We start from the raw sequence: 23,628 nt of genomic DNA on the forward strand, positions 1-23,628 counted from the left end.
CGCACCGCCGTGTCAGGGGAAGGCGAGCGCGTCCGGGCCGAGGGCCGGGACCAGTCCCTCGGCCGCCGCCCGCGTGAGCAGTCCGCGGATCGCGGCGTAGCCGTCCTCGCCGAGGTCGGCGGTGAACTCGTTGACGTACAGCCCGATGTGCTGGTCGGCGACGGCCGGGTCCATCTCCTGGGCGTGTTCCATGACGTAGGGCCGGGACGCCTCGGGGTCGTCCCACGCGGCGCGCACCGACGCCCGGACCGCCTCCGCGAGCCGCTGGAGCGCCGCGCTCCCCAGTGACCGCCTGGCGATGATCGCGCCGAGCGGGATCGGCAGCCCGGTGGTGTCCTCCCAGTGCTCGCCCATGTCGGCGAGCTTGTGCAGACCGTAGTTCTGGTAGGTGAAGCGGGCCTCGTGGATCACCAGACCGGCGTCCACCTTGCCGTCCCGCACGGCCGGCATGATCTCGTGGAACGGCATCACCACGATCTCCCCGACCCCGCCCGGCACGGTGTCCGCGGCCCACAGCCGGAACAGCAGGTACGCCGTCGACGTCTCGCTCGGCACCGCGACGGTACGGCCCTTGAGGTCGGCGTCCGCCTCCCTGGTCAGCACCAGCGGCCCGCAGCCGCGCCCCAGCGCACCGCCGCACGGCAGCAGCGCGTAATCGCCGAGGACGTACGGCAGCACCGCGTACGACACCTTCAGCACGTCGAACTCGCCGCGCTCGGCCATGCCGTTGGTGATGTCGATGTCGGCGAAGGTGACGTCGAGCGCGGGCGCGTCCGGCACCCGGCCGTGGGCGAGGGCGTCGAAGACGAACGTGTCGTTCGGGCAGGGCGAGTAGGCGATCCGCAGCGGGTCGGGCAGGCCGTGCCCGGCGGACGTCTCAGGATGCGACTGGCTCATGCGGGCTCCAACTCTCCAGTACGGGGGCGAGCTTCCCGAACCCCTCGGTGAGGGCGGCGAGCGCGTCGCCGATGCGCCAGGCGGCGCGGTCGCGCGGCCCGACCGGGTTGGAGACCGCGCGCAGCTCCAGCACGGGGACGCGGTGCGCGGCGGCGGCCTCGGCGACGCCGAAGCCCTCCATCGCCTCGGTGAGGGCGCGGGGGTGGCGCTCGCGCAGGGCGGCGGCGCGGGCGGCGGTGCCGGTCACGGTGGACACGGTCAGCGCGGCGCCGACCGCCGCGCCGGTCGCGGCGGCGATAGCCCGTACGAGTGATTCGGGGGGACGGTGGGCAGCGGTGCCGAAGCCGAGTTCGGTCACCGGCAGGAATCCGTCGCCGGTCTCGGCGCCGAGGTCGGCGGCGGTGATCTCGTCGGCGACGACGAGCGAGCCGACCGGCGCGCCGGGCGCGAAACCGCCCGCGATGCCGGCCGACACGACGAGGTCGTACGGCGTGCCGCCGAGCGCGGCCGCGGTGAGCGCGGCGGCGGTGGAGGCGGCGGCGAGGGCGGGGCCGACGCCGGCGGCGATCAGATCGCGGCCGGCGACGCGGTGCAGGGTCGTGCCGGGCAGCGGCAGCTCGCGCACCGGGCCGCCGAACGCCTTCGCCACCGCGTCCCGTTCGACGGGGACCGCGGTGGCGACGAGCACGCGCGCGGAAGGCCCCGCGGCCGCGGAGTGCGCCGCGGGCCCGGACGGCACGGGGGACGTGGTCAGGAGTCCTTCTTCAGCTTGAAGGTCCACACGCCCTTCGTGGTCTTGTCGCCCTCCTTGATGGAGACCTTGGTGGAGTCGCCGGTGGCTCCGTACTGGGCGTTGAAGAAGACGCTGCCCGGGATGGTGCGGTACGTCTTCTTGCTGGAGTCGGTGAGCTGCTGGTCGTTCAGCAGGATCGTCCAGCCCTCGTCGGCGATCTTGGGATCGACGCCGAAGCGGACGGTGTCGTCGGGGTCGACCGTGATCGTCTCGATGCCCGAGGTGTCCTTGAGGCACTTGGTCAGGTCGGCGGCCGTCAGGTCCTTGCCGTCGTTGTAGCAGATGGCTTCCGAGTGCACCGAGTTGTCGCCTGCGGTGATCGTGGCCATCGGCGTCGGCTTGTCGCAGGCCGTCAGGACGAGCAGTCCGGCGGAAACGGCGCCGGCTGCGGCGACGGCGCGGCGGCGTCGCACGGCGGATTGCAGCGAGGTCATGGCCGAAGGCTATCGGGCACGTCCAGCCCCCCGCCCACGCGGGGGTACGGCGTGCCGTGCGAGGGGGCGACGGCGTCCCGATGGCCGAGGCCGCCGGCGCCCGCGATCAGGCCGCGGAGCGGTCCCCGCGCGGCGGGACCGGGTGGCGGGAGGAGGCCAGCAGGCCCCGTACGGTGCTCAGCCAGCCCGTGGCGACGATCGCCGCGCCGACCGCCATGCCCAGCACCCCGTTCAGCGGCAGCACGATGCCGATCGCGCCGCCGAGCACCCAGGCCATCTGGAGCAGCGTCTCCGAGCGGGCGAACGCCGACGTGCGCACCCCCTCCGGCACGTCCCGCTGGATCAGCGCGTCCAGGGACAGCTTGGCCAGCGCCTGCCCGAACCCGGCGACCGCCGCCAGGCACGTCACCAGCACCGTGCCGAACAGGGCCGCAGCCGCGACCGCCGCGCCCAGCGCGATCGCGACGACCGTCACGACGATGACCTCCGGCGCGCGTGACCGCAGCCACGCCCCGACCGCGGTGCCCAGGGCGTTGCCCGCGCCGGCCGCGACGCCCACCATCCCGAGCGAGACCGCCGCGCTCTGCCCGGCCAGCGGGTGCTCCCTCAGCAGGAAGGCGAGGAAGAAGATCAGGAACCCGGACAGGCAGCGCAGCGCCGCGTTGGCGGCCAGGGCGTGGGTGACGGCCGGACCGACGGTGCGCAGCCCGGGCCGCCTGGGCGGAGCGGGGGGCTCCTCGGGCGGCCGGGGCGGGGCGGGGGGCGTCCCGGCCCGCTCGGGCGGCCCGGCCGCTCCGGGCGGGGCGGAAGGGGCCGACGGCGCCCCGGGCGGCTCGGCCGGGCCACGGCGCGCCCCGTGCCGTACCGCGCCCTCCGCCGCCGCGAGCAGCGCCCGGTGCTCGCCCTTGGCGGAGTCCACCTTGGGCGGCAGGGAGAACGACAGGAACGTTCCCGCGGCGAAAATCACAAAGGCGCCGTAGAGCGGCCAGCGCGGGCCGATCAGGTGCAGGCCCGCGCCGAGGGGCGCGGCGGCGCCGGTGGCCAGCAGCCCGCCGAGGGTCACCCGGGAGTTCGCCTTGACCAGCGAGAACCGCGGCGGCAGCAGCCGCGGCACGACCGCGCTGCGGACCACCCCGTACGCCTTGGAGGCGACCAGCACGCCGAGCGCCGCCGGGTACAGCTCCAGGCCGCCGCCGGCCGCCGCGCCCGCGATGACCAGGGTGAGCAGCGCGCGGGCCAGCATCGCGGCGGCCATCGCGGCCCGCCGGCCGTGCGGGAGGCGGTCCAGGAGCGGGCCGATCACCGGGGCGAGGAGCGTGAAGGGCGCCATGGTGATGGCGAGGTAGAGCGCGACCCGGCCGCGGGCCTCGTCGGTGGGGACCGAGAAGAAGACGGTGGAGGCGAGGGCGACGGTGACCATGACGTCGCCGGCGCCGTTCACCGCGTGCAGTTCGATCAGCTTGCCGAGGCCGGACTCGCCGGCGCCGTGCGCGTGGGTGGCCTTGCGGATGCCGCGCACGGTGCCCGTGAAGGGGAGGCGCAGGGCACGGCCGACCGCGCGGACGGACCCGCCGAACCGGCCCGAACCGCTGCCTCGGCTGCTTCCCTCGGCCCCCTGGGGCTCATCGGTCCCGGCGGGGGTCTGCGGGGGCGTCCTCGGGGCTGCCACTCCGTCATACTGCCCCGAGACGGCCGCGGCTAGCGTCAAGACGGCCCGGAACGGCCCGCCCGCCCCCCGACGGGCGCACCGCACGGCGGGGCCGCGCAGGGCGGCGCGCGGACCCTCCCGGGCCGGCGAATCCGTGCGCCGCGCGACCGTGAGGCACCGTCGGTGTAGGCCGAGCGGCGGCGAGAAGGTAGCGTGCGTAGCGCGCCGTGGCGAACGTTCTCGGCCGCGCGCCTTACGGGCATACCGCAGAATGGATGACGTAGGTGCGCCCGAGCGCGATCGGGCGCGTACGTCGACGCGGTCCGCAGGTCCGCTCCGTTCGCCCCGCCGCCTTCAGGCCGGCGCACCCGTCAGACGGCGTAGGAGAGAAGCGATACCTGTGAGCGCAGCGACCACGCGAAGCCGCACCCCCGACCGCCTGTGCGCCGAGGCCGTCGACCTCGCCCGCGCCGCAGCGGAGGAGGTGGCAGCGCCCGGCGTCGTCGGTGAGCACGCGGGCGTGGTGGCCGAGGGTGACCGCGTCGTCACCCACTTCTTCGAGTCCAAGGAGCTGGGCTACCGCGGCTGGCGCTGGGCCGTCACGGTGACGCGCGCCTCCCGCGCGAAGATCGTCACCCTGGACGAGGCGGTGCTGCTGCCCGGCCCGGACGCCGTGCTCGCGCCCGAGTGGGTGCCGTGGAGCGAGCGGCTGCGGCCCGGCGACATGGGGCCGGGCGATCTGCTGCCGACGGACGCGGAGGATCTGCGCCTCGAACCCGGTTTCTCCGGCGAGGACGCGCCGCCGCCGAACTCCGCCGTCTCCGAGGAGATGGCCGAGCTGGTGGAGGCGGAGGACGCCGAGGTCACCGACGGCCCGCCGCGCAACCTGCCCACCGCGCCCTCGCGGGGCTCGGTCGCGGCGGTCGCCGAGGAGCTGGGGATGCGGCGCGCGCGGGTCCTGTCCCGCTACGGCCTGCATGTCGCGGCCGACCGCTGGGAGGAGGCGTTCGGGCCGAAGACACCGATGGCGCAGGCTGCCCCGGCGACCTGCGTGAGCTGCGGTTTCCTCGTTCCGATCGGCGGCTCGCTCGGGCAGGCGTTCGGCGTGTGCGCCAACGAGTTCTCCCCGGCCGACGGCCGCGTGGTCTCTCTCGCCTACGGCTGCGGCGGCCACTCGGAGGCGGCTGTCATGCCGAAGCCCCCGCAGCCGGCCCCGCCGGTCATCGACGAGACCCGAGTCGACCCCTTCCCCCTCCGCCCCGCCCCGGACTCCGGCTCGGTCCCCCCGCTCCCGGACGAGGAGACGGCGGAACTGGGTCACTCCTAGGGGGCCGCGGCCCGCGGGACGGGGATGCCCCGGCCTCCCGTGACCGGCCGACGAGTGCCCTCGGCGCCCCAGGCGGGTGGCCACGACGGGGGCGCCGCCGTGATCACCATCGTGGGGCGGCAGCCGAAGCCGCCTCGCCGACCGGACGCTCCGTCACAGCGCCCCGCTCCCGCTCGCCGGGGGCGGGGCGCTGCCGTCCGGCGGCTCGGGCGGCCCAGTGACACCTCGTCGTCCCTGCCGGCCGGCGTCGCGGGCATCGGGCCTCCCGGTGGTCGGGCGGCGTGTCGCTCCCCGCTGCGCCGACCCCGGACCACCGGGTCCGTGCGGCGCCGCGCGAACAGGGCACCCGCCCCCCGCCGGGCACCGTGCGTGCCGTGTCACCCCCGCGCGGTACCTTCGGTTCCACCCTCGTGAGGAGAATCGACGTGAGTATGTTGGTGCAGCCGTCCGCCGATGGCGATCCCTTCGGGACCGCCCGGCTGCGGCGGGGCGTGCTGGATGCCTGGGCCACCAGCCCGGCGCGGTTCCGGGAGGACGCCAACGCCGAGGAGGACCTCGTCCTCGGCGGCTACCGCGACCGCCTCGTCATCGAGCTCGCGCAGAACGCCGCCGACGCCGCCGCCCGCGCCGGCGTCCCCGGCCGGTTCCGCCTCACCCTGCGCGACGGGGTCCTCGTCGCCGCGAACACCGGCGCGCCCCTGGACGCCACCGGCGTCGAGTCGCTGTCCACGCTGCGCGCCTCCGCGAAGCGGGACGCCGCCGGGCAGGCCACCGCCGTGGGCCGGTTCGGCGTCGGCTTCGCCGCCGTCCTCGCCGTCACCGACGAGCCCGCCGTCGTCGGCCGGCACGGCGGTGTGCGCTGGTCGCTGGCCGAGGCCCGGGGCCTGGCCGAGGAGACCGCCCGGCACAGCCCCGGCCTCGGCGACGAGATCCGCCGCCGCGACGGCCACGTCCCGCTGCTGCGGCTCCCGTTCGCCGCCGAGGGCACCGCCCCCGACCCGTACGACACCGTCGTCATCCTGCCGCTGCGCGACACCGCGGCGGCCGACCTCGCCGAACGTCTCCTGCACGCCGTGGACGACGCGCTGCTGCTGGCCCTGCCCGGGCTGGAGGAAGTCGTCGTGGAGGTCGGCGACGCCGAGCCCCGCACCCTGCGCCGCCGCACCGAGGGCGCGCTCACCGTCGTGGAGGACACCCGCGACGGCGTCACCCGCTGGCGTACCGCCGACGCGCACGGCCCCCTCACCCCCGACCTGCTCGCCGACCGCCCGGTCGAGGAGCGGCTGCGACCGCAGTGGTCGGTGGCCTGGGCCGTCCCCGTGGACGACGGCGGCGCCCCGGCCCGCCCCCGTACCAGCCCCGTCCTGCACGCGCCCACCCCCAGCGACGAACCCCTCGGCGTGCCCGCGCTGCTCATCGCGTCGTTCCCGCTGGACTCCACCCGCCGGCACGCCGCGCCCGGTCCGCTCACCGACTTCCTCGTGCAGCGCGCCGCCGACGCCTACGCCGCCCTCCTCGCCGACTGGCGGCCGGTCACCGAGGGCGTCATCGGTCTCGTGCCCGGCCCGCTCGGCAAGGGCGAACTGGACGGCGCGCTGCGCCGGGCGATCCTGGACCGGCTGCCGCGCACCTCCTTCCTGCCGCCCGCCGCCACGCCCCGCGAGGACGACTCCGACGAACTGCCCGAGTCGCTGCGTCCGCGCGACGCCGAGGTGGTGGAGGGCGCGGGCGCCGACACCGTGCGCGTCCTCGCCGAGGTGCTGCCCACGCTGCTGCCCGCCGGCCTCGAACGCCGCGCGGAACTGCGCACCCTCGGCGTGGCCCGGCTGCCGCTGACCGACGCCGTGGACCGGCTGGCCGGGCTGGAGAAGGAGCCGGACTGGTGGCGGCGGCTGTACGACAGCCTCGCCGGCGTCGACCCCGACCGGCTCTCCGGCCTGCCCGTGCCGCTGGCTGGGGGCACCTCCCGGGCTTTCGGCACTGGGGGAGGCCGCACCGCCATCGGTCCCCGCCAGGTCCTGCTGCCCGCCCCGGACAGCGCCGCCGTCGCCGACCCCGAGGTGCTGGCCCGGCTCGGCCTGAAGGTCGCCCACCCCGACGCCGCCCACCCGATCCTGGAGAAGCTGGGCGCGCTGCCCGCCACCCCGCGCGCCGTCCTCACCACCCCGCAGGTGCGGGCCGCCGTCGCCGCCTCCCTGGACGCGGACGGCGGCGGGTGGGACGAGGACATGCCGGACGCCGACGAACTCGCCGACACCGTCCTCGCGTTGGTGCGGGACGCCGGTCTGGAGCCCGGCGACGAGCCGTGGCTCGGCGCGCTCGCCCTGCCCGACGAGGACGGCGAACTCGCCCCCGCCGGCGAACTCGTCTTCCCCGGCGGCCCGTTCGCGCGGATCATGCGGGACGGCGAACTCGCCGCGGTCGACCAGGAGCTGGCCGACAGGTGGGGCGAGCAGCCGCTCGCGGCCTGCGGAGTCCTCGTGGACTTCGCCCTCGTCCGCGCCACCGACGTCGTCCTCGATCCGGACGAACTGGAGCCCCGCGAGGGCGACTTCCCCGAGCCCGACGACCCGGGCCTGCTGGACGCGGTGGACGTGTGGTGCGAGGACGTCCTCGACCGCTTCCCGGACAGCCCCGTCCCGCCGGTCGCCACCGAGATCGTCGCCGTGCGCGACCTGGACCTGGTGGACGACGACCAGTGGCCCGCCGCCCTCGCCCTGCTCGCCCGGCCGCCGCTGCGCGACGCGCTCACCCAGCCGGTGCGGGTCCTGCTGCCCGACGGCACCCATGAGATCGTCCGCCCCTACACCGCCTGGTGGCTGCGCGGGCACCCGGTGCTCGGCGGCCGCCGCCCGGCCGGACTGCGCGCCGCCGGCTCCGACCCGCTGCTGCGCGGCCTGTACGACGAGGCGGACGCGACCGGCTTCGACGACGAGCAGGTGCTGCGGGCGCTCGGCGTGCGCACCGGCGTCGCGGCGCTGCTCGCCGAACCGGGCGGCGCGGCCGAGCTGCTGGACCGTCTCGCCGACCCGGACCGCCCCGTGACCTCGGCCCAACTGCACGCCCTCTACGGCGCGTTGGCCGAGCTGGACCCCGAACAGGTCACGCTGCCCGACGAGGTGCGGGCCGTGGTGGACGGCCGGGTGGAGGTGGTGGACGCCGCCGACGCCGTGGTCTGCGACTCCCCGGACCTGCTGCCGTTCACCTCAGGCGTCCCGCTGCTGCCCGTACGGCCCTCCCTGGCCGCCGAGTTGGCCGAGCTGTTCCAGGTGCGGCGGCTGAGCGAGTCCGTCACCGGCGAGGTGGACTCGGCGGGCGCCCAGCACGACGTACCGGAGTCCGTGCGGGTGCTGCTCGGCCCGCGCACCCCGGAGACCTACGTCGAGCATGAGGAACTCGTCGTGGACGGCACCGAGCTGGACTGGCGCCTCACCCAGGACGGCGTGCTGCACGCGGCCACCCTGGAGGGCGTCGCCGCGGGCCTCGCCTGGGCCGCCGGCCAGTGGCCCCGCCGCTTCGAGGTCGCCGCCCTCCTGGAGGACCCGTCCCGCACCGAGGAACTGGCCCGCGACCGCTGGTTCGACTAGAGCCTCTCGTCCGGATCACGCCCGATCCGGACGAGAGACCCCGGACCCCCGACGGCGGTGGGTGGGGCTACGCCGGGAAGCGGCGCCCCACCCACTTCCACAGCAGCTCCAGTGCCGCCGACGCCACCACCGCGATGCCCACCGCCAGCCACGGCATCGACGTGCCGACCAGTCGCAGCGCGAAGAAGTGCTGGAGCGCCGGGACGGCCAGGACGACCACGAACGCCGCTCCCATCGCCGCCACCAGCGCGATCCGCCACCAGGTGTAGGGGCGCGCGATGATCGCCAGCACCCACATGGAGACCAGGAACAGGGTGAGCGTCGCCGCGCTGGTCTCCGCGTCGAGCGCGTCCGGCCCGGTGTAGTGGCTCCGGGCGATCAGATACGTCACGAAGGTCGCCGCGCCGGCCACCAGGCCGCCGGGGATCGCGTACCGCATCACCCGCCGTACGAAGTGCGGCCGGGCGCGCTCCTTGTTCGGAGCCAGCGCCAGGAAGAAGGCGGGGACGCCGATGGTCAGCGTGGACAGCAGGGTCAGGTGCCGGGGCAGGAAGGGGTACTCCACCTGGGAGCACACCACCAGCACCGCCAGCAGCACCGAGTAGACCGTCTTGACCAGGAACAGCGTCGCGACCCGGGTGATGTTGCCGATGACGCGCCGGCCCTCGGCCACCACCGACGGCAGGGTGGCGAAGCTGTTGTCCAGCAGCACGATCTGCGCGACCGCCTTGGTGGCCTCCGCGCCGGAGCCCATCGCCACCCCGATGTCGGCGTCCTTGAGCGCCAGCACGTCGTTGACGCCGTCGCCGGTCATCGCCACCGTGTGCCCGCGCGACTGGAGCGCGCCCACCATGTCCCGCTTCTGCTGCGGGGTGACCCGCCCGAACACCGTCGCCCCGTCCAGCCGCTCGGCCAGCGCGGCCCGCTCCTCGGGCAGCTTGCGCGCGTCCACGGCTGGGCCGCCGTCCAGCCCGGCCTTGGCGGCCACCGCGCCCACCGAGACCGCGTTGTCGCCGGAGATCACCTTGGCGCGGACGTCCTGGTCGGCGAAGTACCGCAGGGTGCCGGCCGCGTCGGGCCGCAGTCGCTGCTCCAGCACCACCAGCGCGGTGGGCGTGAGGTCGCGGGTGACCTCCGGGTCGTCCAGCTCGCGGCCGGCCCGGGCCAGCAGCAGCACGCGCAGCCCCCGCTCGTTGAGCCGCCCGGTCTCGGCGAGCGCCGGCGACCTCTCCGGCAGCAGCACGTCCGGCGCGCCGAGCAGCCACGTACTGGACTCGCCGTCGCCCTCGCTGAAGCTGGCGCCGCTGTACTTGCGGGCCGAGGAGAAGGGCAGCGACTCCACGCACCGCCATTCCTCGCTGTCCGGGCAGGCCTCGATGATCGCCTGGAGGGAGGCGTTGGGGCGCGGGTCGGACTCGCCGAGCGCGCCGAGCACCTGGCGGACGTACGCCTCGTCCCGGCCGTCCAGGAGACGGACCTCGGTGACGTCCATGCCGCCCTCGGTGAGCGTGCCCGTCTTGTCCAGGCACACCGTGTCCACCCGGGCCAGGCCCTCGATGGCGGGCAGCTCCTGCACCAGGCACTGCTTGCGGCCGAGCCGGATCACGCCGATGGCGAAGGCGACGGAGGTGAGCAGCACCAGCCCTTCGGGGACCATCGGCACGATGCCGCCGATCATCCGGGCGACGGAGTCCTTGAGGTCGTCGTCCTTGGCGATGAGCTGGCTGATGACGAGCCCGATCGCGGTCGGGACCATCATCCACATCACGTACTTGAGGATGGTGGAGATGCCGGTGCGCAGCTCGGAGTGGACGAGCGTGAAGCGGGAGGCCTCCTCGGCGAGCTGGGCGGCGTAGGCGTCGCTGCCGACCCTGGTCGCCTGGAAGGCGCCGCCGCCGGCGACGACGAAGCTGCCGGACATCACGGGGTCGCCGGGGCGTTTGACGACGGGGTCGGCCTCGCCGGTGAGCAGCGACTCGTCGATCTCCAGACCGTCGGCCTCGACGCAGACGCCGTCCACGACGGCCTTGTCCCCGGGCCCGATCTCGATCACGTCGTCCAGGACGATCTCCGAGGTGGCGATCTCGGTGGCCGTGCCGTCGCGCCGCACGGTCGGCCGGGCCTCGCCGATCACGGCGAGCGAGTCGAGGGTCTTCTTGGCCCGCCACTCCTGCACGATGCCGATACCGGTGTTGGCGATGATCACGAAGCCGAACAGGCTGTCCTGGATCGGCGCGACGAAAAGGGTGATCACCCAGAGCACGCCGATGATCGCGTTGAACCGGGTGAAGACGTTGGCGCGGACGATGTCGGCGAGGCTGCGGCTGCCCCGCACCGGTACGTCGTTGACGTCACGGCGGGCGATGCGCTCGGCGACCTCGCCGGCGGTGAGTCCGGTCGTCCGCGCCGGGGGTACGGGCACGGGGTGCACGGGGTCCAGTTCCGTACCGGTGTCGCTGTGCGTCATGCCTTCGACGGTACGTGGGGACGGGACCCTTCACTCGCCGAACCCCCCGTCGTGAACGGTCACCGACGGGCGGGGGTACGGATCAAGCCGTCGGCGCGCGGCCGTCGGGGAGCGGATCAGCCGGTGGGGGGCGTGCGCCCGGTGGGCGGGCCGGTCCGCGGGGAAGGGCGCCCGGTGGGCGGGTCAGTCCGTGGGGGCCGGGTGACCGGTGGGCGCCGTCGCGCCGGCCGCCGCCGCGCGTTTGATCGCCGCGTCGCGTCTGCGGACGTACCAGATGCCGATCAGCCCGAGGCCGCCGCCGGCCAGGCAGGTCCACAGCCACCAGGTGCGGTCGTGGTCGGCGTACCAGCCGTAGAAGGGGAGCTGGACCAGGAAGAGGACGAACCAGACGACCGTGCCGCCGGTGATGGTGGCGACCACGGGGCCCTCCAAGGGCTCCGGCGCCTCGTGCTTGGGGGTCCACTTCGCCATGCGCTCAGCTTACGGCCCGGGGCGCGGGGGCCTCACGGCCCGGGGGAGAGGAGCCGCGGCCGTGGGCGCGACGCTTGCGCGGCCCGGGGTCTACGCGCGGAGATGGCCATTTTCGCCTTCATATGTTCATACTGAAACGGTCTGCGCCTGGCCGCTTATCTTCGTAGAAAGCACCAACCGCAATCTGGGGGAGATCTGTTGGTGACAGAAGACGGCCAGACTCGACCACGTTTGATCCCCTTCCCGGCTCGGTACTCCGGTACCTCCCCGCATCCCTGAGGTCATCCGCATGTCCACCTCGGCCACCGCCAAGGTCCCCGCCCCCGAGAAGCCGGGGACGCCGCCCCCGTACGGCGCCCTCGACCGTTACTTCAAGATCTCCGAGCGCGGCAGCTCCCTGTCCCGCGAGATCCGCGGCGGCTTCGCCACCTTCTTCGCGATGGCCTACATCATCGTGCTGAACCCGATCATCCTGGGCAGCGCGAAGGACATGTACGGGCACCAGCTCGACAACGGCCAGCTCGTCACCGCGACCGCCGTGACGGCCGCGTTCACCACGCTGCTCATGGGCGTCATCGGCAACGTCCCGATCGCGCTGGCCGCCGGTCTCGGCGTCAACACCGTCGTCGCGCTCCAGCTCGCGCCGCGCATGTCGTGGCCGGACGCGATGGGCATGGTCGTCCTCGCCGGCTTCGTGGTGATGCTGCTGGTGGCGACCGGCCTGCGCGAGCGCGTGATGAACGCCGTGCCGCTCGGCCTGCGCAAGGGCATCGCCATCGGCATCGGCCTGTTCATCATGCTGATCGGCCTGGTGGACTCCGGCTTCGTCTCCCGCATCCCGGACGCCGCCCACACCACCGTCCCGCTCCAGCTCGGCGCCGACGGTCACCTCAACGGCTGGCCGGTCCTCGTCTTCATCCTGGGCGCGCTGCTGACGCTGGCCCTCATCGTGCGCAAGGTGCCCGGCGCGATCCTCATCTCGATCGTCGTGATGACGGTCGTCGCGGTGATCATCAACGCCGTCGCCAAGATCCCGTCCTGGGGTCTGACCACCCCGAAGTGGCCGGGCAACCCGGTCTCCACCCCCGACTTCGGGCTGCTCGGCAAGGTCAGCCTGTTCGGCGGTTTCGACAAGGTCGGCGTGCTGACCGGCATCCTGTTCGTCTTCACCGTGCTGCTGTCCTGCTTCTTCGACGCCATGGGCACGATCATGGGCATCAGCGACGAGGCGAAGCTGACCGACGCGCAGGGCCAGATGCCCGGCATGAACAAGGTGCTGTTCATCGACGGCATCGCCGTCGCCGCCGGCGGCGCCAGCTCCTCCTCGGCCACCACCTGCTTCGTGGAGTCCACGGCCGGTGTCGGCGAGGGCGCGCGGACCGGCTTCGCGAACGTGGTCACCGGCGCGCTGTTCGCCGTGGCGCTGTTCCTCACGCCGGTCGCCACGATGGTGCCGTCCCAGGCGGCCACCCCGGCGCTGCTCGCGGTGGGCTTCCTGATCCTGTCCGGCTCGATCAAGGAGATCGACTGGGCTGACCACACGATCGCCATCCCGGCCTTCGTGACGATGCTGATGATGCCGTTCACCTACTCGATCACCAACGGCATCGGGATGGGCTTCATCACCTTCGTGGCGCTGCGGCTGGCCGCCGGGCGGGGCCGGGAGGTGCCGCCGGCGATGTACGTGGTCGCGGCGGTGTTCGCCTTCTACTACCTGATGCCGGCCCTGGGCCTGCTCTGACGGCCCTCGGGGTCCCCGGAGGGGAGCGGTTCTACGGCACGCCGTAGAACCGCTCCGTCTCCTCGACGGCGGCGTGGAACCGTTCGTCGAAGTCGTTTCGCATGAGCGTCCGGACTACGTAGTCCTGGACGCTCATTCCTCTTTTCGCCGCGTGTGCCCGGAGCCGTTCGAGCAGCTCGCGGTCCATGCGCAGGCTGAGCACGCTGGTCCCCATGGACATGAGGGTCGCGGCAGCGCTTCGCGCCGGGGTAGGCCTTTCCTCCCCCTGTCACCCATATGAGTGACAGTGTTCGGCCGGTAGTGGCCAGGGTCACCCCGTCCGTGCCTCTCCCGGTTGGTCTTTAGCGAGAGTAATGAGTTACGCTAAAGAACATGCCGGACCTTACCCATGGCGACGACGTAGCCGCCGTGAACTCCCTGCGCTCCGCCGTGATGCGGCTGTCCCGTCGACTCAAGCACCAGCGCGTCGACGAGTCGCTGAGCCCCACCGAGATGTCGGTGCTGGGCACCCTGTCCAACTGCGGCAGCGCCACGCCGGGCGAACTCGCCCGCAAGGAGCATGTGCAGCCGCCGTCGATGACCCGCATCGTCGCGCTGCTGGAGGCCAAGGGGCTGGTACGGCTGGAGCCGCACCCCGAGGACCGGCGGCAGAAGGTCGTCACCCGCACCGAGCAGGCCGAAGCGATGCTGGAGGAGAGCCGCCGCAAGCGGAACGCCTTCCTGGCCGGTCTGGTCGACGGGCTCGACGAGGACGAGTGGGCGAAACTGCGCGACGCCGCCCCCGTACTGGAAAAGCTCGCGCACCTGTAGAGAACGTCGGCAGCACCAAGGAGGCGAACCCTTTTGAGTACGGGACCCGGAGCAGCTTCCGCCCCCGCACCGACCGCCCACGACACCCAGCCCGCCCCTGACCCCGGGACCGCCGCCGACCCCGGCACCGGCCCCGGGACCGCACCCGCCGCCACGACCGCCGAGGCGGCCCCGCGGCCCGCCGCCGGACCACGCGGCGCCGTCGGACCGCGTACCGCCCCCGGGCCGCAGCGCTCCGCGCCCCGCAAGGGCGCCGCCCGCGGCGGCTCGTCGATGTTCAGCTCGCTCAAGGTCCGCAACTACCGCTTGTTCTTCATCGGCCAGGTGGTCTCCAACACCGGTACCTGGATGCAGCGCATCGCCCAGGACTGGCTGGTGCTCAGCCTCACCGGCTCCTCCGCCGCCGTGGGCATCACCACGGCCCTCCAGTTCCTGCCGATGCTGCTCTTCGGCCTGTACGGCGGCGTCCTGGTGGACCGGCTGCCGAAGCGGCCGACGCTGCTCGTCACCCAGTCCGCGATGGCCCTCACCGGCCTGGCGCTCGCCGCGCTCACGCTCACCGGCCATGTCGAGGTGTGGCACGTGTACGTGGCCGCCTTCGCCGTCGGACTCGCCACGGTCGTGGACAACCCGGCCCGGCAGTCCTTCGTCTCGGAGATGGTCGGCCCCAAGCAGCTCCAGAACGCGGTCAGCCTGAACTCGGCGAACTTCCAGTCCGCCCGGCTGATCGGCCCCGCGGTCGCCGGCCTGATGATCACCGGTGTGGGCACCGGCTGGGCCTTCCTCGCCAACGGCCTGTCCTTCGTCGCGCCGCTCACCAGCCTGCTGCTGATGCGGGCCCGCGAACTGCACGTGGTCGAGCGCACCCCGCGCGGCAAGGGCCAGCTGCGGGAAGGCCTGCGCTACGTCGCCGGCCGCCCCGATCTGATCTGGCCGATCGTCCTGGTGGGCTTCATCGGCACCTTCGGGTTCAACTTCCCGGTGTGGCTTTCGGCCTACGCGGACGACGTGTTCCACGCGGGCGCCGGGGCGTACAGCCTGTTCAACACGGTGATGGCGGTCGGCTCGCTGGTCGGCGCGCTGCTCGCGGCCCGGCGGGGCACGGCCCGGCTGCGGGTGCTGATCGCCGCGGCGGCGGCCTTCGGCGCGCTGGAGATCGTGGCCGCGCTGGCCCCGTCGTACTGGCTGTTCGCGCTGCTGATGGCGCCGATCGGCGTGTTCGGCCTCACGGTCAACGTCACGGCCAACACCACGGTGCAGATGGCCACCGACCCCGCCATGCGCGGCCGGGTGATGGCGCTGTTCATGATGGTCTTCATGGGCGGCACCCCGCTCGGCGCGCCCCTGGTCGGCTGGGTCACCGACGCCTACGGCCCCCGCACCGGCTTCGCCCTCGGCGGCGTGATCTCCCTGGCGGCGGCGACCGCGATCGGCCTGGCCCTGACCCGCGCCGGCGACGTCCGCCCCGCCCTCTCCTGGCAGGGCCGCCACCCCCGCCTCACCTTCGTCCCCCGCGGGGACGCCCACGAGAAGAACGAGAAGAACAAGGAGCCGGCGAGGGCGGCGGCCTGACGGCGCCGCCCGCCGGGCTCGGTTGCGGGGGAGCTCGCCGGTCCTCAGGACCAGCCCGACGGGCGTGCCGGTCAGGTCGATCTCGTCGCCGAAGTCCAGGCCGAGGTCGCCGCGGTGCCCGCCGTCCTTCGGCAGGGTGGGCAGGTGCCGCACGCCGGTGCACGGATCCACGATCAGGTACACCGGGCACGCCGGCGCCGCCGGGTCGCATGCGGCCGCGCGGCACCACGACAGGCACGGTGACCTGGTCACACGGGTGCACTCGCGGAGCGCGCGGCGGGGACACTGGGGACATGAGACTGTTCGCCGCCGTGTTGCCCCCCGAGGATGTCGTGCGGGTGCTCGGGCGTGAGGTGCAGCGGTTGCGGGAGCTGCCGGGGGCCGGGAGGTTCCGGTGGACCGAGCCGGCCGGGTGGCACTTCACGCTCGCCTTCTACGGCGAGGTCGACGAGGACGCCGTACCGGAGCTGTCGGCGCGGCTGGCGAAGGCGGCGCGGCGCACCGAGCCGTTCCCGCTCGCGCTCGGCGGTGGGGGACAGTTCGGGCGCGGGAAGGCGCTGTGGACGGGCGCGGAGGGCGACCTCGGCGCGCTGCGGCTGCTGGCCGACCGCGCGGACGCCGCCGCCCGCAGGACCGGCCTGGAGATGGGCGAGCACCGCCGCTACAAGGCCCACCTGACGGTGGCCCGTGCCCGCGAGGCGGTGGACGTGCGACCGTACGTCGCCGCGCTCCAGGACTTCGCCGGGCGCACCTGGACGGTGACGGAACTGGTCCTCGTCCGCAGCCGGCTGCCGAGGTCGGGCGTGCCCGGCGAACAGCCCCGTTACGAGCCGGTCGGCCGCTGGCCGCTCGGCGCGTCCGGTTAGTCTCGAAGACGTGGACCCCAAAACCCGGAACCGGATCATGGCCGGTGCGCTTGTGCTCATGTTGGCCGTCGTCGCCCTGGCGGCCGCGCTCGGCAGGTGACGCCGGGCGCGGCCGCCGCGCCCGTGCCGTCAGGCGGCACGGGCGGCCGGGCGGCCGGTGCCCTCAACGGCTACCAGGCGAAGGCCTCCGGGGCCGGGCCCGGCCCCGGGAAGATCTCGTCCAGGCCGGACAGGACCTCCTCGCTCAGCTCCAGCTCGACCGCCCGCAGCGCGGACGCCAGCTGCTCGGCGGTGCGCGGGCCGACGATCGGGCCGGTCACGCCGGGCCGGGTCAGCAGCCAGGCCAGCGCCGCCTCGCCCGGCTGGAGGCCGTGCTTGTCGAGCAGCGCCTCGTACGCCTCGACCCGCCCGCGCAGGACCGGGTCGGCGAGGGCGTCGGCGGCCCGCCCGGAGGCGCGCCGGCCGCTGTCGGCCTGCTTCTTCAGCACCCCGCCCAGCAGCCCGCCGTGCAGCGGCGACCACGGGATCACGCCGAGTCCGTAGTCCCGCGCGGCCGGGATGACCTCCATCTCGGCGCGTCGCTCGGCCAGGTTGTACAGGCACTGCTCGCTGACCAGGCCGATGGTGCCGCCCCGGCGCGCGGCCGCCTCGTTGGCCTGCGCGATCTTGTAGCCGGGGAAGTTGGACGAACCGGCGTAGAGGACCTTGCCCTGCTGGACCAGGACGTCGATCGCCTGCCAGATCTCGTCGAAGGACGTGTCCCGGTCGATGTGGTGGAACTGGTACAGGTCGATGTGGTCGGTCCGCAGCCGCTTGAGGCTGGCGTCCACGGCCCGCCGGATGTTCAGCGCGGACAGCTTGTCGTGGTTGGGCCAGGCCTCGCCGTCCGCGCCCATGTTGCCGTACACCTTGGTGGCGAGGACGACCTTGTCGCGCCGGTCGCCGCCCTTGGCGAACCAGTTGCCGATGATCGACTCGGTGCGGCCCTTGTTCTCGCCCCAGCCGTACACGTTGGCCGTGTCGAAGAAGTTGATCCCCGCGTCCAGCGCCGCGTCCATGATGGCGTGGCTGTCCGCCTCGTCGGTCTGCGGCCCGAAGTTCATCGTGCCGAGCACCAGTCGGCTGACCTTCAGTCCCGTGCGTCCCAGCTGTGTGTACTTCATGGTCCCCAAGCCAATGCCCTGGAGTGCGCTCGAAGCAAGGGGGGCTCTTCGGGGAGGCGCCGGATCCTGCGCCGGCGGGCGCCCGGGGCGCCTCGGTGCCCGTGCCCCCCCGGGGGCGCCTCAGCCCGCGTACGGCCCGCCCCACCCCCACGCCCCGTGCATCGCGTCGGCGAAGGCGGCGGCGATCTTGTGCTCGCCGTGGGCGTTCGGATGGGTGCCGTCGTAGGTGTCGGCGTGGATGTCGTAGGTCGGCGGCGGGGACGCGAGGAGCAGGGGCGAGCGGGGCTCGTCCAGGTCGGCCACCGCCTTGGCCAGCAGCTCGTTGAAGCGGGACACCTCGTCGGCGAAGGCCGGCTCGTTCTCGGCGCGGACGTTGGGTATCACCGGCAGCAGCACCATGTGCACGCGCGGCCCGGCCTCCCGTGCCGCGGCCACGAACGAGACGACGTTCTGCGCCGTCTGCTCGGCGTTGGTGTAGAAACCCAGGTCGATGAGGCCGAGGGAGACGAGGAGGACGTCGGCGCGGCTCGCCCGCACCGCCTCGCCGATCAGCGGGGCCATGTGCTGCCAGCCCTCGCCCCAGCCGGCCAGATGGGCGCGGGGGAAGTCGGGGTCGGCGTACTCGTACGAGGTCGGCGTCCGCGTCGCCTGGTCGTACAGCGCCTCCCGCGGGCCGACGAAGGCGAACGGCCCCCCGTACGTGTCGCGCAGGTGCCGCCACAGACGGTAACGCCAGGTGTGCTCGCCGGCGCTGCCGATGGTCATCGAGTCTCCGACGGGCATCAACCTGAGCATCCGCTCATCATCGGGGATCGCGGCGGCGGCGGGTGCACCGGACCGGTGTGAACCCCGCCACCCGCTGTCCCGCGCCCGCGACTGGCGGGCGGCCCGCCCGAACCGCCGTGCGGGATGGCAGGCTTGGGGCATGCGCCGACCGTTCGCCCTGTTCGCCGGGACCGCCGCCCTCCTCGTGGGCGCCGTCGCCCTGCCCGTGCCCGCCTCGGCCGCCGACGGGGACGGCGGGTTCACCATCAGGGACCCGCGGATCAAGGAGTCCAGCGGCCTCGCCGCCTCACACCTGCACCCCGGCGTCTACTGGACCCACAACGACAGCGACGACGGCCCCTATATCTACGCCGTGGACGGGAAGACGGGGAAGACCGTCGCCACCGTCACCCTCAGCGGCGTCGGCAGGCCCCGCGACGTCGAGGCCATCTCCATCGGCCCCGGCAACCAGATCTACGTCGGCGACATCGGCGACAACCTCGGCGGCACCTGGCCCTACGTGTGGATCTACAGACTGCCCGAGCCCGAGGCGCTGAAGGACCAGACGATCCGGGCCACGCAGTACGTGGTGAAGTACGCGGACGGCCCGCGCGACGCCGAGTCGCTGGTCGTGCACCCGAAGACCGGGCGTGTCTACATCGTCGACAAGAAGGAGGACGGCGGCCACCTCTTCGAGGGCCCGGCCCGCCTGTCCACCTCGGGCGCCAACGTCTTCGAGCCGATCGCCCCCGTGGACCTGTGGGCCACCGACGCCGCCTTCTCGCCCGACGGCACGAAGCTCGCCGTGCGCGGTTACTTCGGCGGGGTCTCCTACGACTGGAACGGCGGCCGGATCAAGCGGGCCGGCCAGCTCGACGTGCCCTTGCAGCGCCAGGGCGAGTCGGTCACCTACACCGCCGACGGCACCAAGCTGCTGTACGGCAGCGAGGGCGCGGACAGCCCCGTCCAGGCCAAGGACGCGCCCGGCCGGGGAGACGGTGGCAGCAGGTCTCCGTCCGGCAGGGCGACTTCCTCCGTCCCAGGAGTGGGCGGCGACGGCCTCAGCGGCACGGTGAAGACCGGCGCGGTGGTCGTGGTGCTCGCGGCGGCCGTCGTGTTCGGGCTGCGGCGGCTCAAGCGACGCTGAAGGGCCGCCACGTGAGCTGCCGGTCGGGGAGTTCCGGCCCCCGCCCCGAAGGCGTCACGGTTGCCGACGCACCCGTACGGTCAGCGGGTTGACGAAGTCGCCGGTGCCGGACGCGTACTGCTTGTCGTGGAAGGTCTCGCCGGGCTGCGAGCCGTAGAGGCGGAAGAACCACTTGCCCTGCCAGGCCAGTTGGTCGATGCCGAGGGCCTGGTACTCCTGCATCGCGCGGGCGCGGGTGGTGTCGGCGAGTTTCTGGATCATCTCGATGACCCGGTCGCTCTCCAGCGCGCCCTGGGGCTCCTTGCCCCGGAAGCTGTTGAAGATCGTCTTCGTCTTCTCCCGGTAGGCGCCGAGGAGCTGGCGCTCCAGCTGGCTCAGGGCGCGCTGGGCGTTCTGGTTGCGGGTGTAGTTCTCCAGCGTGACCCAGTCCGCGCCGTCGAGGCTGCGGGCGACGACTCCGGCGAAGTGGTAGTTCCACACGTCGACGTCGCCGCGGTCGGTGCGGTCGTGTCCGGCGGGGGCCGTCGCGTAGTCGAGTTTGTCGTCGCTGCCGACGGAGAGGGTGGCGAACCCCTCGCCGATCTCCGGGTGGGCGTGCTGGTTGACGCCCATGTCCCGGGCGGCCGCGTCGGCGTCGCCGGGGCGTTCGCGCAGGGTGGTGCCGTAGTCGCGGGCGACCTCGGGCTCGGTGTGGCGTTCCTGCTCGTCGCCGGCCGCCGTCGCCGCGGCCGCTCCGTCCGTGGCGCCGCCGGAGCGCACGGTCCCGGCGAGGTGGTGGGCGAGGCGGACCCCGACGTTCGCGCCCCAGGGGGCGGTGCCGCGCGCGCCGCCGCCGTCCGTGACCACGTTCATCTGGCGGCTGCCCACCACCTCGCGCGCCACGTCGATGCACTGCACCCGCACCAGGTCGGCGAACCCGCCGGCCATCCGCCGGGTGGCGGGATCCGCCGTGACCGGGGTGACCTTGGTCAGCGTCCCCGCCTCGGTCTTGATCTGCGCCCCGCCCTGTACGAGCGTGTAGTGGCTGCCGGCCTGGCCGAGCTGGGTGACCGCCTGCTGGAACACGGCGTTCGTGGCGTAGAACTCCTTCGGCTCCCGGTCGGTGTCGTGGACGGCGAGGGAGCCGTCGTCCGAGATGCGCAGGCTCACGTCGCCGGGGTGGTGGTTCTGGGCGTCCACGTGGTCCACGTGGTGGCCGATCAGGTTGTTCGGCGAGGGGCCGTCGCGCAGGACGCCTTCGGGGGACTGGGTGGTGAAGTACGCGTCGTCGCCGCCGACGGTGGTGAGACCGGTGGGGCGACCGGAGCGGACGCGCTGGAGGGTGGGGGCGGCGTGGCCGGTGTGGGCGGCGTGTCCGCAGTGGCCGGCGTGAGCGGCGTGGTCGGCCGTGACGGACCGCTGGGCCGTGGTGGGCTGTGACGCCGTCGCGGACTGCTGGGGCGAGGCGGCCAGCGCCCGGCGGGCGTTCTCCTCCGCCGCGCGCTCGTACGCGTCCGAGGGGTCGCTGACCCGGAGCCCGTCGCCGTGGTCGGTGCCCGCGACCGGGCCGCTGCGCTGCTGGATGACGTGGGTCAGCTCGTGGGCGAGGGTGTGCCGGTCGCCGCCGCCGTCGCCGATCACCACATGGCTGCCCGAGGTGTACGCCCGTGCGCCGACCTCGGCGGCCGAGCGGCGGGCGGCGGCGTCGGTGTGCAGACGCACGTCCCCGAAGTCCGCGCCGAGCCGCTGCTCCATGTCCTGCCGCAGGGCGCCGTCGAGCGGGGCGCCCGCCGAGCGGAGCACCTGGCCGACGGAGTGCGCGGCGCCGCCCCGCCCCGCCGCGAGCCCGGCCGCCGCGGCGTTCCCGGCGGTGCGCTGGAGGGCGAGGAGCGCCTCGGGGGACCGGGCGGCGAAGGCGTGCTGCGGGGGTACGGCGCGGGTGCGCCGCCCGGCCGGGACCCGCGGGGTCCGTACGGCGCCCGCCATCCGCCCGCTCGGATCCTTGGACTGGTCCTGGCTGCGCATACGTACTCCCGGGGCGGCGCGGAGGCATCGGTTCTGAGGGGCGTCGCCCGATCCTTACCGGCCGCGCGGCCCGCGCGGGAGGCCCGCAGGGGCAGGTACGAGGGCAGACATGGGTGGACGACGCCCTTGGTTCCACGCTCGCGCCGCCCGGGGCGGTTGTCGTGTCCACGGTCTTGACGGGCCGGTGGGACGTGGCTTCCATGGAGGGGCGGGAATGGGAGCGCTCCCATACTGTTCCGGCCCGCGCCTCCGAGAGGAAGCAGCGACATGTTCCGCAGCATGCGTAGAGCGCTGTGCACGGCCGCCGCGGCGCTCCTGATACCCCTGGGCGCGGGCCTCGGCGCGGCGACGGCCGCGCACGCGGCCACCGCCGTGACCGGGCAGGAGAGCACCGCCGCGGGCACGGCCGCCGGCGCCGGCTACTGGCACACCAGCGGCCGCCAGATCCTGGACGCGGCCGGGAACCCGGTCCGGATCGCGGGCGTCAACTGGTTCGGCTTCGAGACCGGCAACCACGTGGTCCACGGCCTGTGGTCCCGCGACTACAAGAGCATGATCGACCAGATGAAGTCGCTGGGCTACAACACGATCCGGCTGCCCTACAGCGACGACGTCTTCAAGGCCGGGACGACGGCCGACAGCATCAACTTCAACAACATGAACACCGATCTCCAGGGCCTGACCCCGCTCCAGGTCATGGACAAGATCGTGGCGTACGCGGGGCAGGACGGCCTGAAGGTCATCCTGGACCGCCACCGCCCGGACTCCGGCGGCCAGTCGGCGCTCTGGTACACCTCGGCCGTCCCCGAGTCGACGTGGATCGCCGACCTCAAGGCGCTGGCGTCCCGCTACAAGGGCCAGGACACCGTCATCGGCATCGACCTGCACAACGAGCCGCACGACCCGGCCTGCTGGGGCTGCGGCGACCAGGCGACCGACTGGCGGCTGGCGGCCGAGCGGGCGGGCGACGCGGTGCTCTCGGTCAACCCCAGCCTGTTGGTCTTCGTGGAGGGCGTGCAGACGGTCGACGGCGTCTCCGGCTGGTGGGGCGGCAACCTGATGGGGGTGGGGCAGTACCCGGTGCGCCTGACCGTGGCGAACCGGGTCGTGTACTCGGCCCACGACTACGCCACGAGCGTGGCCCAGCAGAGCTGGTTCAGCGACCCGGCGTTCCCGGCGAACATGCCGGGCGTGTGGGACAAGTACTGGGGTTACGTCTTCAAGCAGAACATCGCGCCGGTGTGGGTGGGCGAGTTCGGCACGACGCTCCAGTCGACGGTGGACCAGAAGTGGCTCTCGGCACTGGTGAGTTACCTGCGGCCGACCTCGACGTACGGGGCGGACGGCTTCCAGTGGACGTTCTGGTCGTGGAACCCGGACTCGGGTGACACGGGCGGCATCCTCAAGGACGACTGGCAGACGGTGGACACGGTCAAGGACGGCTACCTGACGAGCATCAAGGCCCCGGGCTTCCCGGCGGGCGGCGGCGGGGGCGGCGGGGACGACGGCGGCACGGGCGGCAGCGCGCCGGCCTGCACGGCGGCGTACACCGTCAGCGACGACTGGGGCAGCGGCTTCAACGCCTCGGTCACGGTGAAGAACTCGGGCACCGCTGCCCTCACGTCCTGGAAGGTCACCTGGACCTGGCCGGGCGCCCAGAAGATCACCAACATCTGGAACGCGAGCTACACGCAGAGCGGAGCGACCGTGACGGCGGTGAACGCCGCGCACAACGGCGCGGTGGCGCCGGGCGCTTCGACGAGCTTCGGCTTCGGCGGGGCGCCGGGGGGCGGGGCGGCGCCGGTGGTGACCTGCACGGCGTCCTGAGGAACGCCGGACAGGCGGGGACGGGGCGACTGGCTACGACCGGGCGCCCCGCCCCCGCGTTGTGGCGACCGCTCCCCTCACCCTCCCGACGGGCACGCCGGATTCGGGT

At 73.8% G+C, this 23,628-nt stretch carries 17 protein-coding genes and 1 pseudogene; 8 read left to right on the forward strand and 10 right to left on the reverse strand.

The features are described from left to right. Positions 1-12: 12 nt before the first annotated feature. The 4 genes from AB0N63_RS04935 to AB0N63_RS04950 form a co-directional block, all read right to left on the reverse strand. Positions 13-897 carry a 1,4-dihydroxy-6-naphthoate synthase gene (locus AB0N63_RS04935; RefSeq protein WP_365524145.1) on the reverse strand — a complete coding sequence of 295 codons (885 nt, stop codon included), beginning with the start codon at positions 895-897 and terminating at the stop codon, positions 13-15. After that, positions 878-1,585, reverse strand: a complete 708-nt coding sequence (locus tag AB0N63_RS04940; protein ID WP_365524148.1) for a futalosine hydrolase — start codon at positions 1,583-1,585, stop codon at positions 878-880. Before AB0N63_RS04940 ends, AB0N63_RS04935 begins: the two co-directional genes overlap by 20 nt. Positions 1,586-1,647: 62 nt before the next feature. Beyond that, positions 1,648-2,124 carry a DUF2771 domain-containing protein gene (locus AB0N63_RS04945; protein WP_365524151.1) on the reverse strand — a complete coding sequence of 159 codons (477 nt, stop codon included), beginning with the start codon at positions 2,122-2,124 and terminating at the stop codon, positions 1,648-1,650. Between the two features lie 106 nt (positions 2,125-2,230). After that, on the reverse strand, positions 2,231-3,793 hold the full coding sequence (locus AB0N63_RS04950) for an MFS transporter (protein ID WP_365524154.1): 1,563 nt from the start codon (positions 3,791-3,793) through the stop codon (positions 2,231-2,233). Positions 3,794-4,172: 379 nt separating this feature from the next. Here AB0N63_RS04950 and AB0N63_RS04955 point away from each other — a divergent pair, with 379 nt between their 5' ends. Both AB0N63_RS04955 and AB0N63_RS04960 read left to right on the forward strand, forming a co-directional pair. Continuing rightward, entirely contained in the window at positions 4,173-5,099 is a 927-nt protein-coding gene (locus tag AB0N63_RS04955) for a DUF3027 domain-containing protein (RefSeq protein WP_365524156.1), read from the forward strand. Between the two features lie 431 nt (positions 5,100-5,530). Next, positions 5,531-8,686 carry a molecular chaperone Hsp90 gene (locus tag AB0N63_RS04960; protein ID WP_365524764.1) on the forward strand — a complete coding sequence of 1,052 codons (3,156 nt, stop codon included), beginning with the start codon at positions 5,531-5,533 and terminating at the stop codon, positions 8,684-8,686. Between the two features lie 67 nt (positions 8,687-8,753). On the opposite strand, the gene AB0N63_RS04965 is transcribed toward AB0N63_RS04960, so the two are convergent. Together AB0N63_RS04965 and AB0N63_RS04970 are read right to left on the reverse strand one after the other, a co-directional pair. Beyond that, a complete protein-coding gene (locus tag AB0N63_RS04965) occupies positions 8,754-11,153 on the reverse strand; it encodes a cation-translocating P-type ATPase (RefSeq protein ID WP_365524159.1) in 2,400 nt (799 codons plus the stop codon). Positions 11,154-11,336: 183 nt separating this feature from the next. After that, positions 11,337-11,624: a DUF2530 domain-containing protein gene (locus AB0N63_RS04970; protein WP_365524162.1), complete on the reverse strand. Its 288-nt coding sequence runs from the start codon at positions 11,622-11,624 to the stop codon at positions 11,337-11,339. Between the two features lie 289 nt (positions 11,625-11,913). On the opposite strand from AB0N63_RS04970, the gene AB0N63_RS04975 reads away from it, so the two are divergent. Beyond that, the gene (locus AB0N63_RS04975; RefSeq protein WP_365524165.1) at positions 11,914-13,365 is read left to right on the forward strand and encodes an NCS2 family permease; all 1,452 of its coding nucleotides are present in this window, start codon (positions 11,914-11,916) and stop codon (positions 13,363-13,365) included. Between the two features lie 31 nt (positions 13,366-13,396). Here AB0N63_RS04975 and AB0N63_RS04980 read toward each other — a convergent pair whose 3' ends face one another. Continuing rightward, positions 13,397-13,585, reverse strand: a complete 189-nt coding sequence (locus AB0N63_RS04980; protein WP_365524167.1) for a ribbon-helix-helix protein, CopG family — start codon at positions 13,583-13,585, stop codon at positions 13,397-13,399. 152 nt (positions 13,586-13,737) lie between these two features. On the opposite strand from AB0N63_RS04980, the gene AB0N63_RS04985 reads away from it, so the two are divergent. The 3 genes from AB0N63_RS04985 to thpR all read left to right on the forward strand — a co-directional run bounded on the left by AB0N63_RS04985 (position 13,738) and on the right by thpR (position 16,613). Continuing rightward, positions 13,738-14,175 carry a MarR family transcriptional regulator gene (locus tag AB0N63_RS04985; RefSeq protein ID WP_164585378.1) on the forward strand — a complete coding sequence of 146 codons (438 nt, stop codon included), beginning with the start codon at positions 13,738-13,740 and terminating at the stop codon, positions 14,173-14,175. Between the two features lie 33 nt (positions 14,176-14,208). Continuing rightward, complete coding sequence (locus AB0N63_RS04990; protein WP_365524169.1) at positions 14,209-15,747, forward strand: MFS transporter; 1,539 nt, start codon at positions 14,209-14,211, stop codon at positions 15,745-15,747. Positions 15,748-16,040: 293 nt separating this feature from the next. Beyond that, positions 16,041-16,613: an RNA 2',3'-cyclic phosphodiesterase gene (gene thpR, locus AB0N63_RS04995; RefSeq protein ID WP_365524171.1), complete on the forward strand. Its 573-nt coding sequence runs from the start codon at positions 16,041-16,043 to the stop codon at positions 16,611-16,613. A gap of 170 nt (positions 16,614-16,783) precedes the next feature. On the opposite strand, the gene AB0N63_RS05000 is transcribed toward thpR, so the two are convergent. Beyond that, positions 16,784-17,776 carry an aldo/keto reductase gene (locus AB0N63_RS05000; protein WP_365524174.1) on the reverse strand — a complete coding sequence of 331 codons (993 nt, stop codon included), beginning with the start codon at positions 17,774-17,776 and terminating at the stop codon, positions 16,784-16,786. Between the two features lie 120 nt (positions 17,777-17,896). Then, a complete protein-coding gene (locus AB0N63_RS05005) occupies positions 17,897-18,571 on the reverse strand; it encodes a GDSL-type esterase/lipase family protein (protein ID WP_365524177.1) in 675 nt (224 codons plus the stop codon). Positions 18,572-18,701: 130 nt separating this feature from the next. On the opposite strand from AB0N63_RS05005, the gene AB0N63_RS05010 reads away from it, so the two are divergent. Continuing rightward, positions 18,702-19,688, forward strand: coding sequence for a WD40 repeat domain-containing protein (locus AB0N63_RS05010; RefSeq protein WP_365524179.1), 987 nt, complete (start codon positions 18,702-18,704; stop codon positions 19,686-19,688). Positions 19,689-21,113: 1,425 nt separating this feature from the next. On the opposite strand, the pseudogene AB0N63_RS05015 reads toward AB0N63_RS05010, so the two are convergent. Continuing rightward, a pseudogene (locus tag AB0N63_RS05015) lies at positions 21,114-21,692 on the reverse strand (DUF4157 domain-containing protein); the annotation flags it as partial. Between the two features lie 267 nt (positions 21,693-21,959). Here AB0N63_RS05015 and AB0N63_RS05020 point away from each other — a divergent pair. Beyond that, complete coding sequence (locus AB0N63_RS05020) at positions 21,960-23,519, forward strand: cellulase family glycosylhydrolase (protein ID WP_365524182.1); 1,560 nt, start codon at positions 21,960-21,962, stop codon at positions 23,517-23,519. The last annotated feature ends 109 nt before the right edge of the window (positions 23,520-23,628 follow it).

The sequence above is a fragment of the Streptomyces sp. NPDC093260 genome (assembly GCF_040683715.1).
Classification (GTDB): Bacteria; Actinomycetota; Actinomycetes; order Streptomycetales; family Streptomycetaceae; genus Streptomyces; species Streptomyces sennicomposti.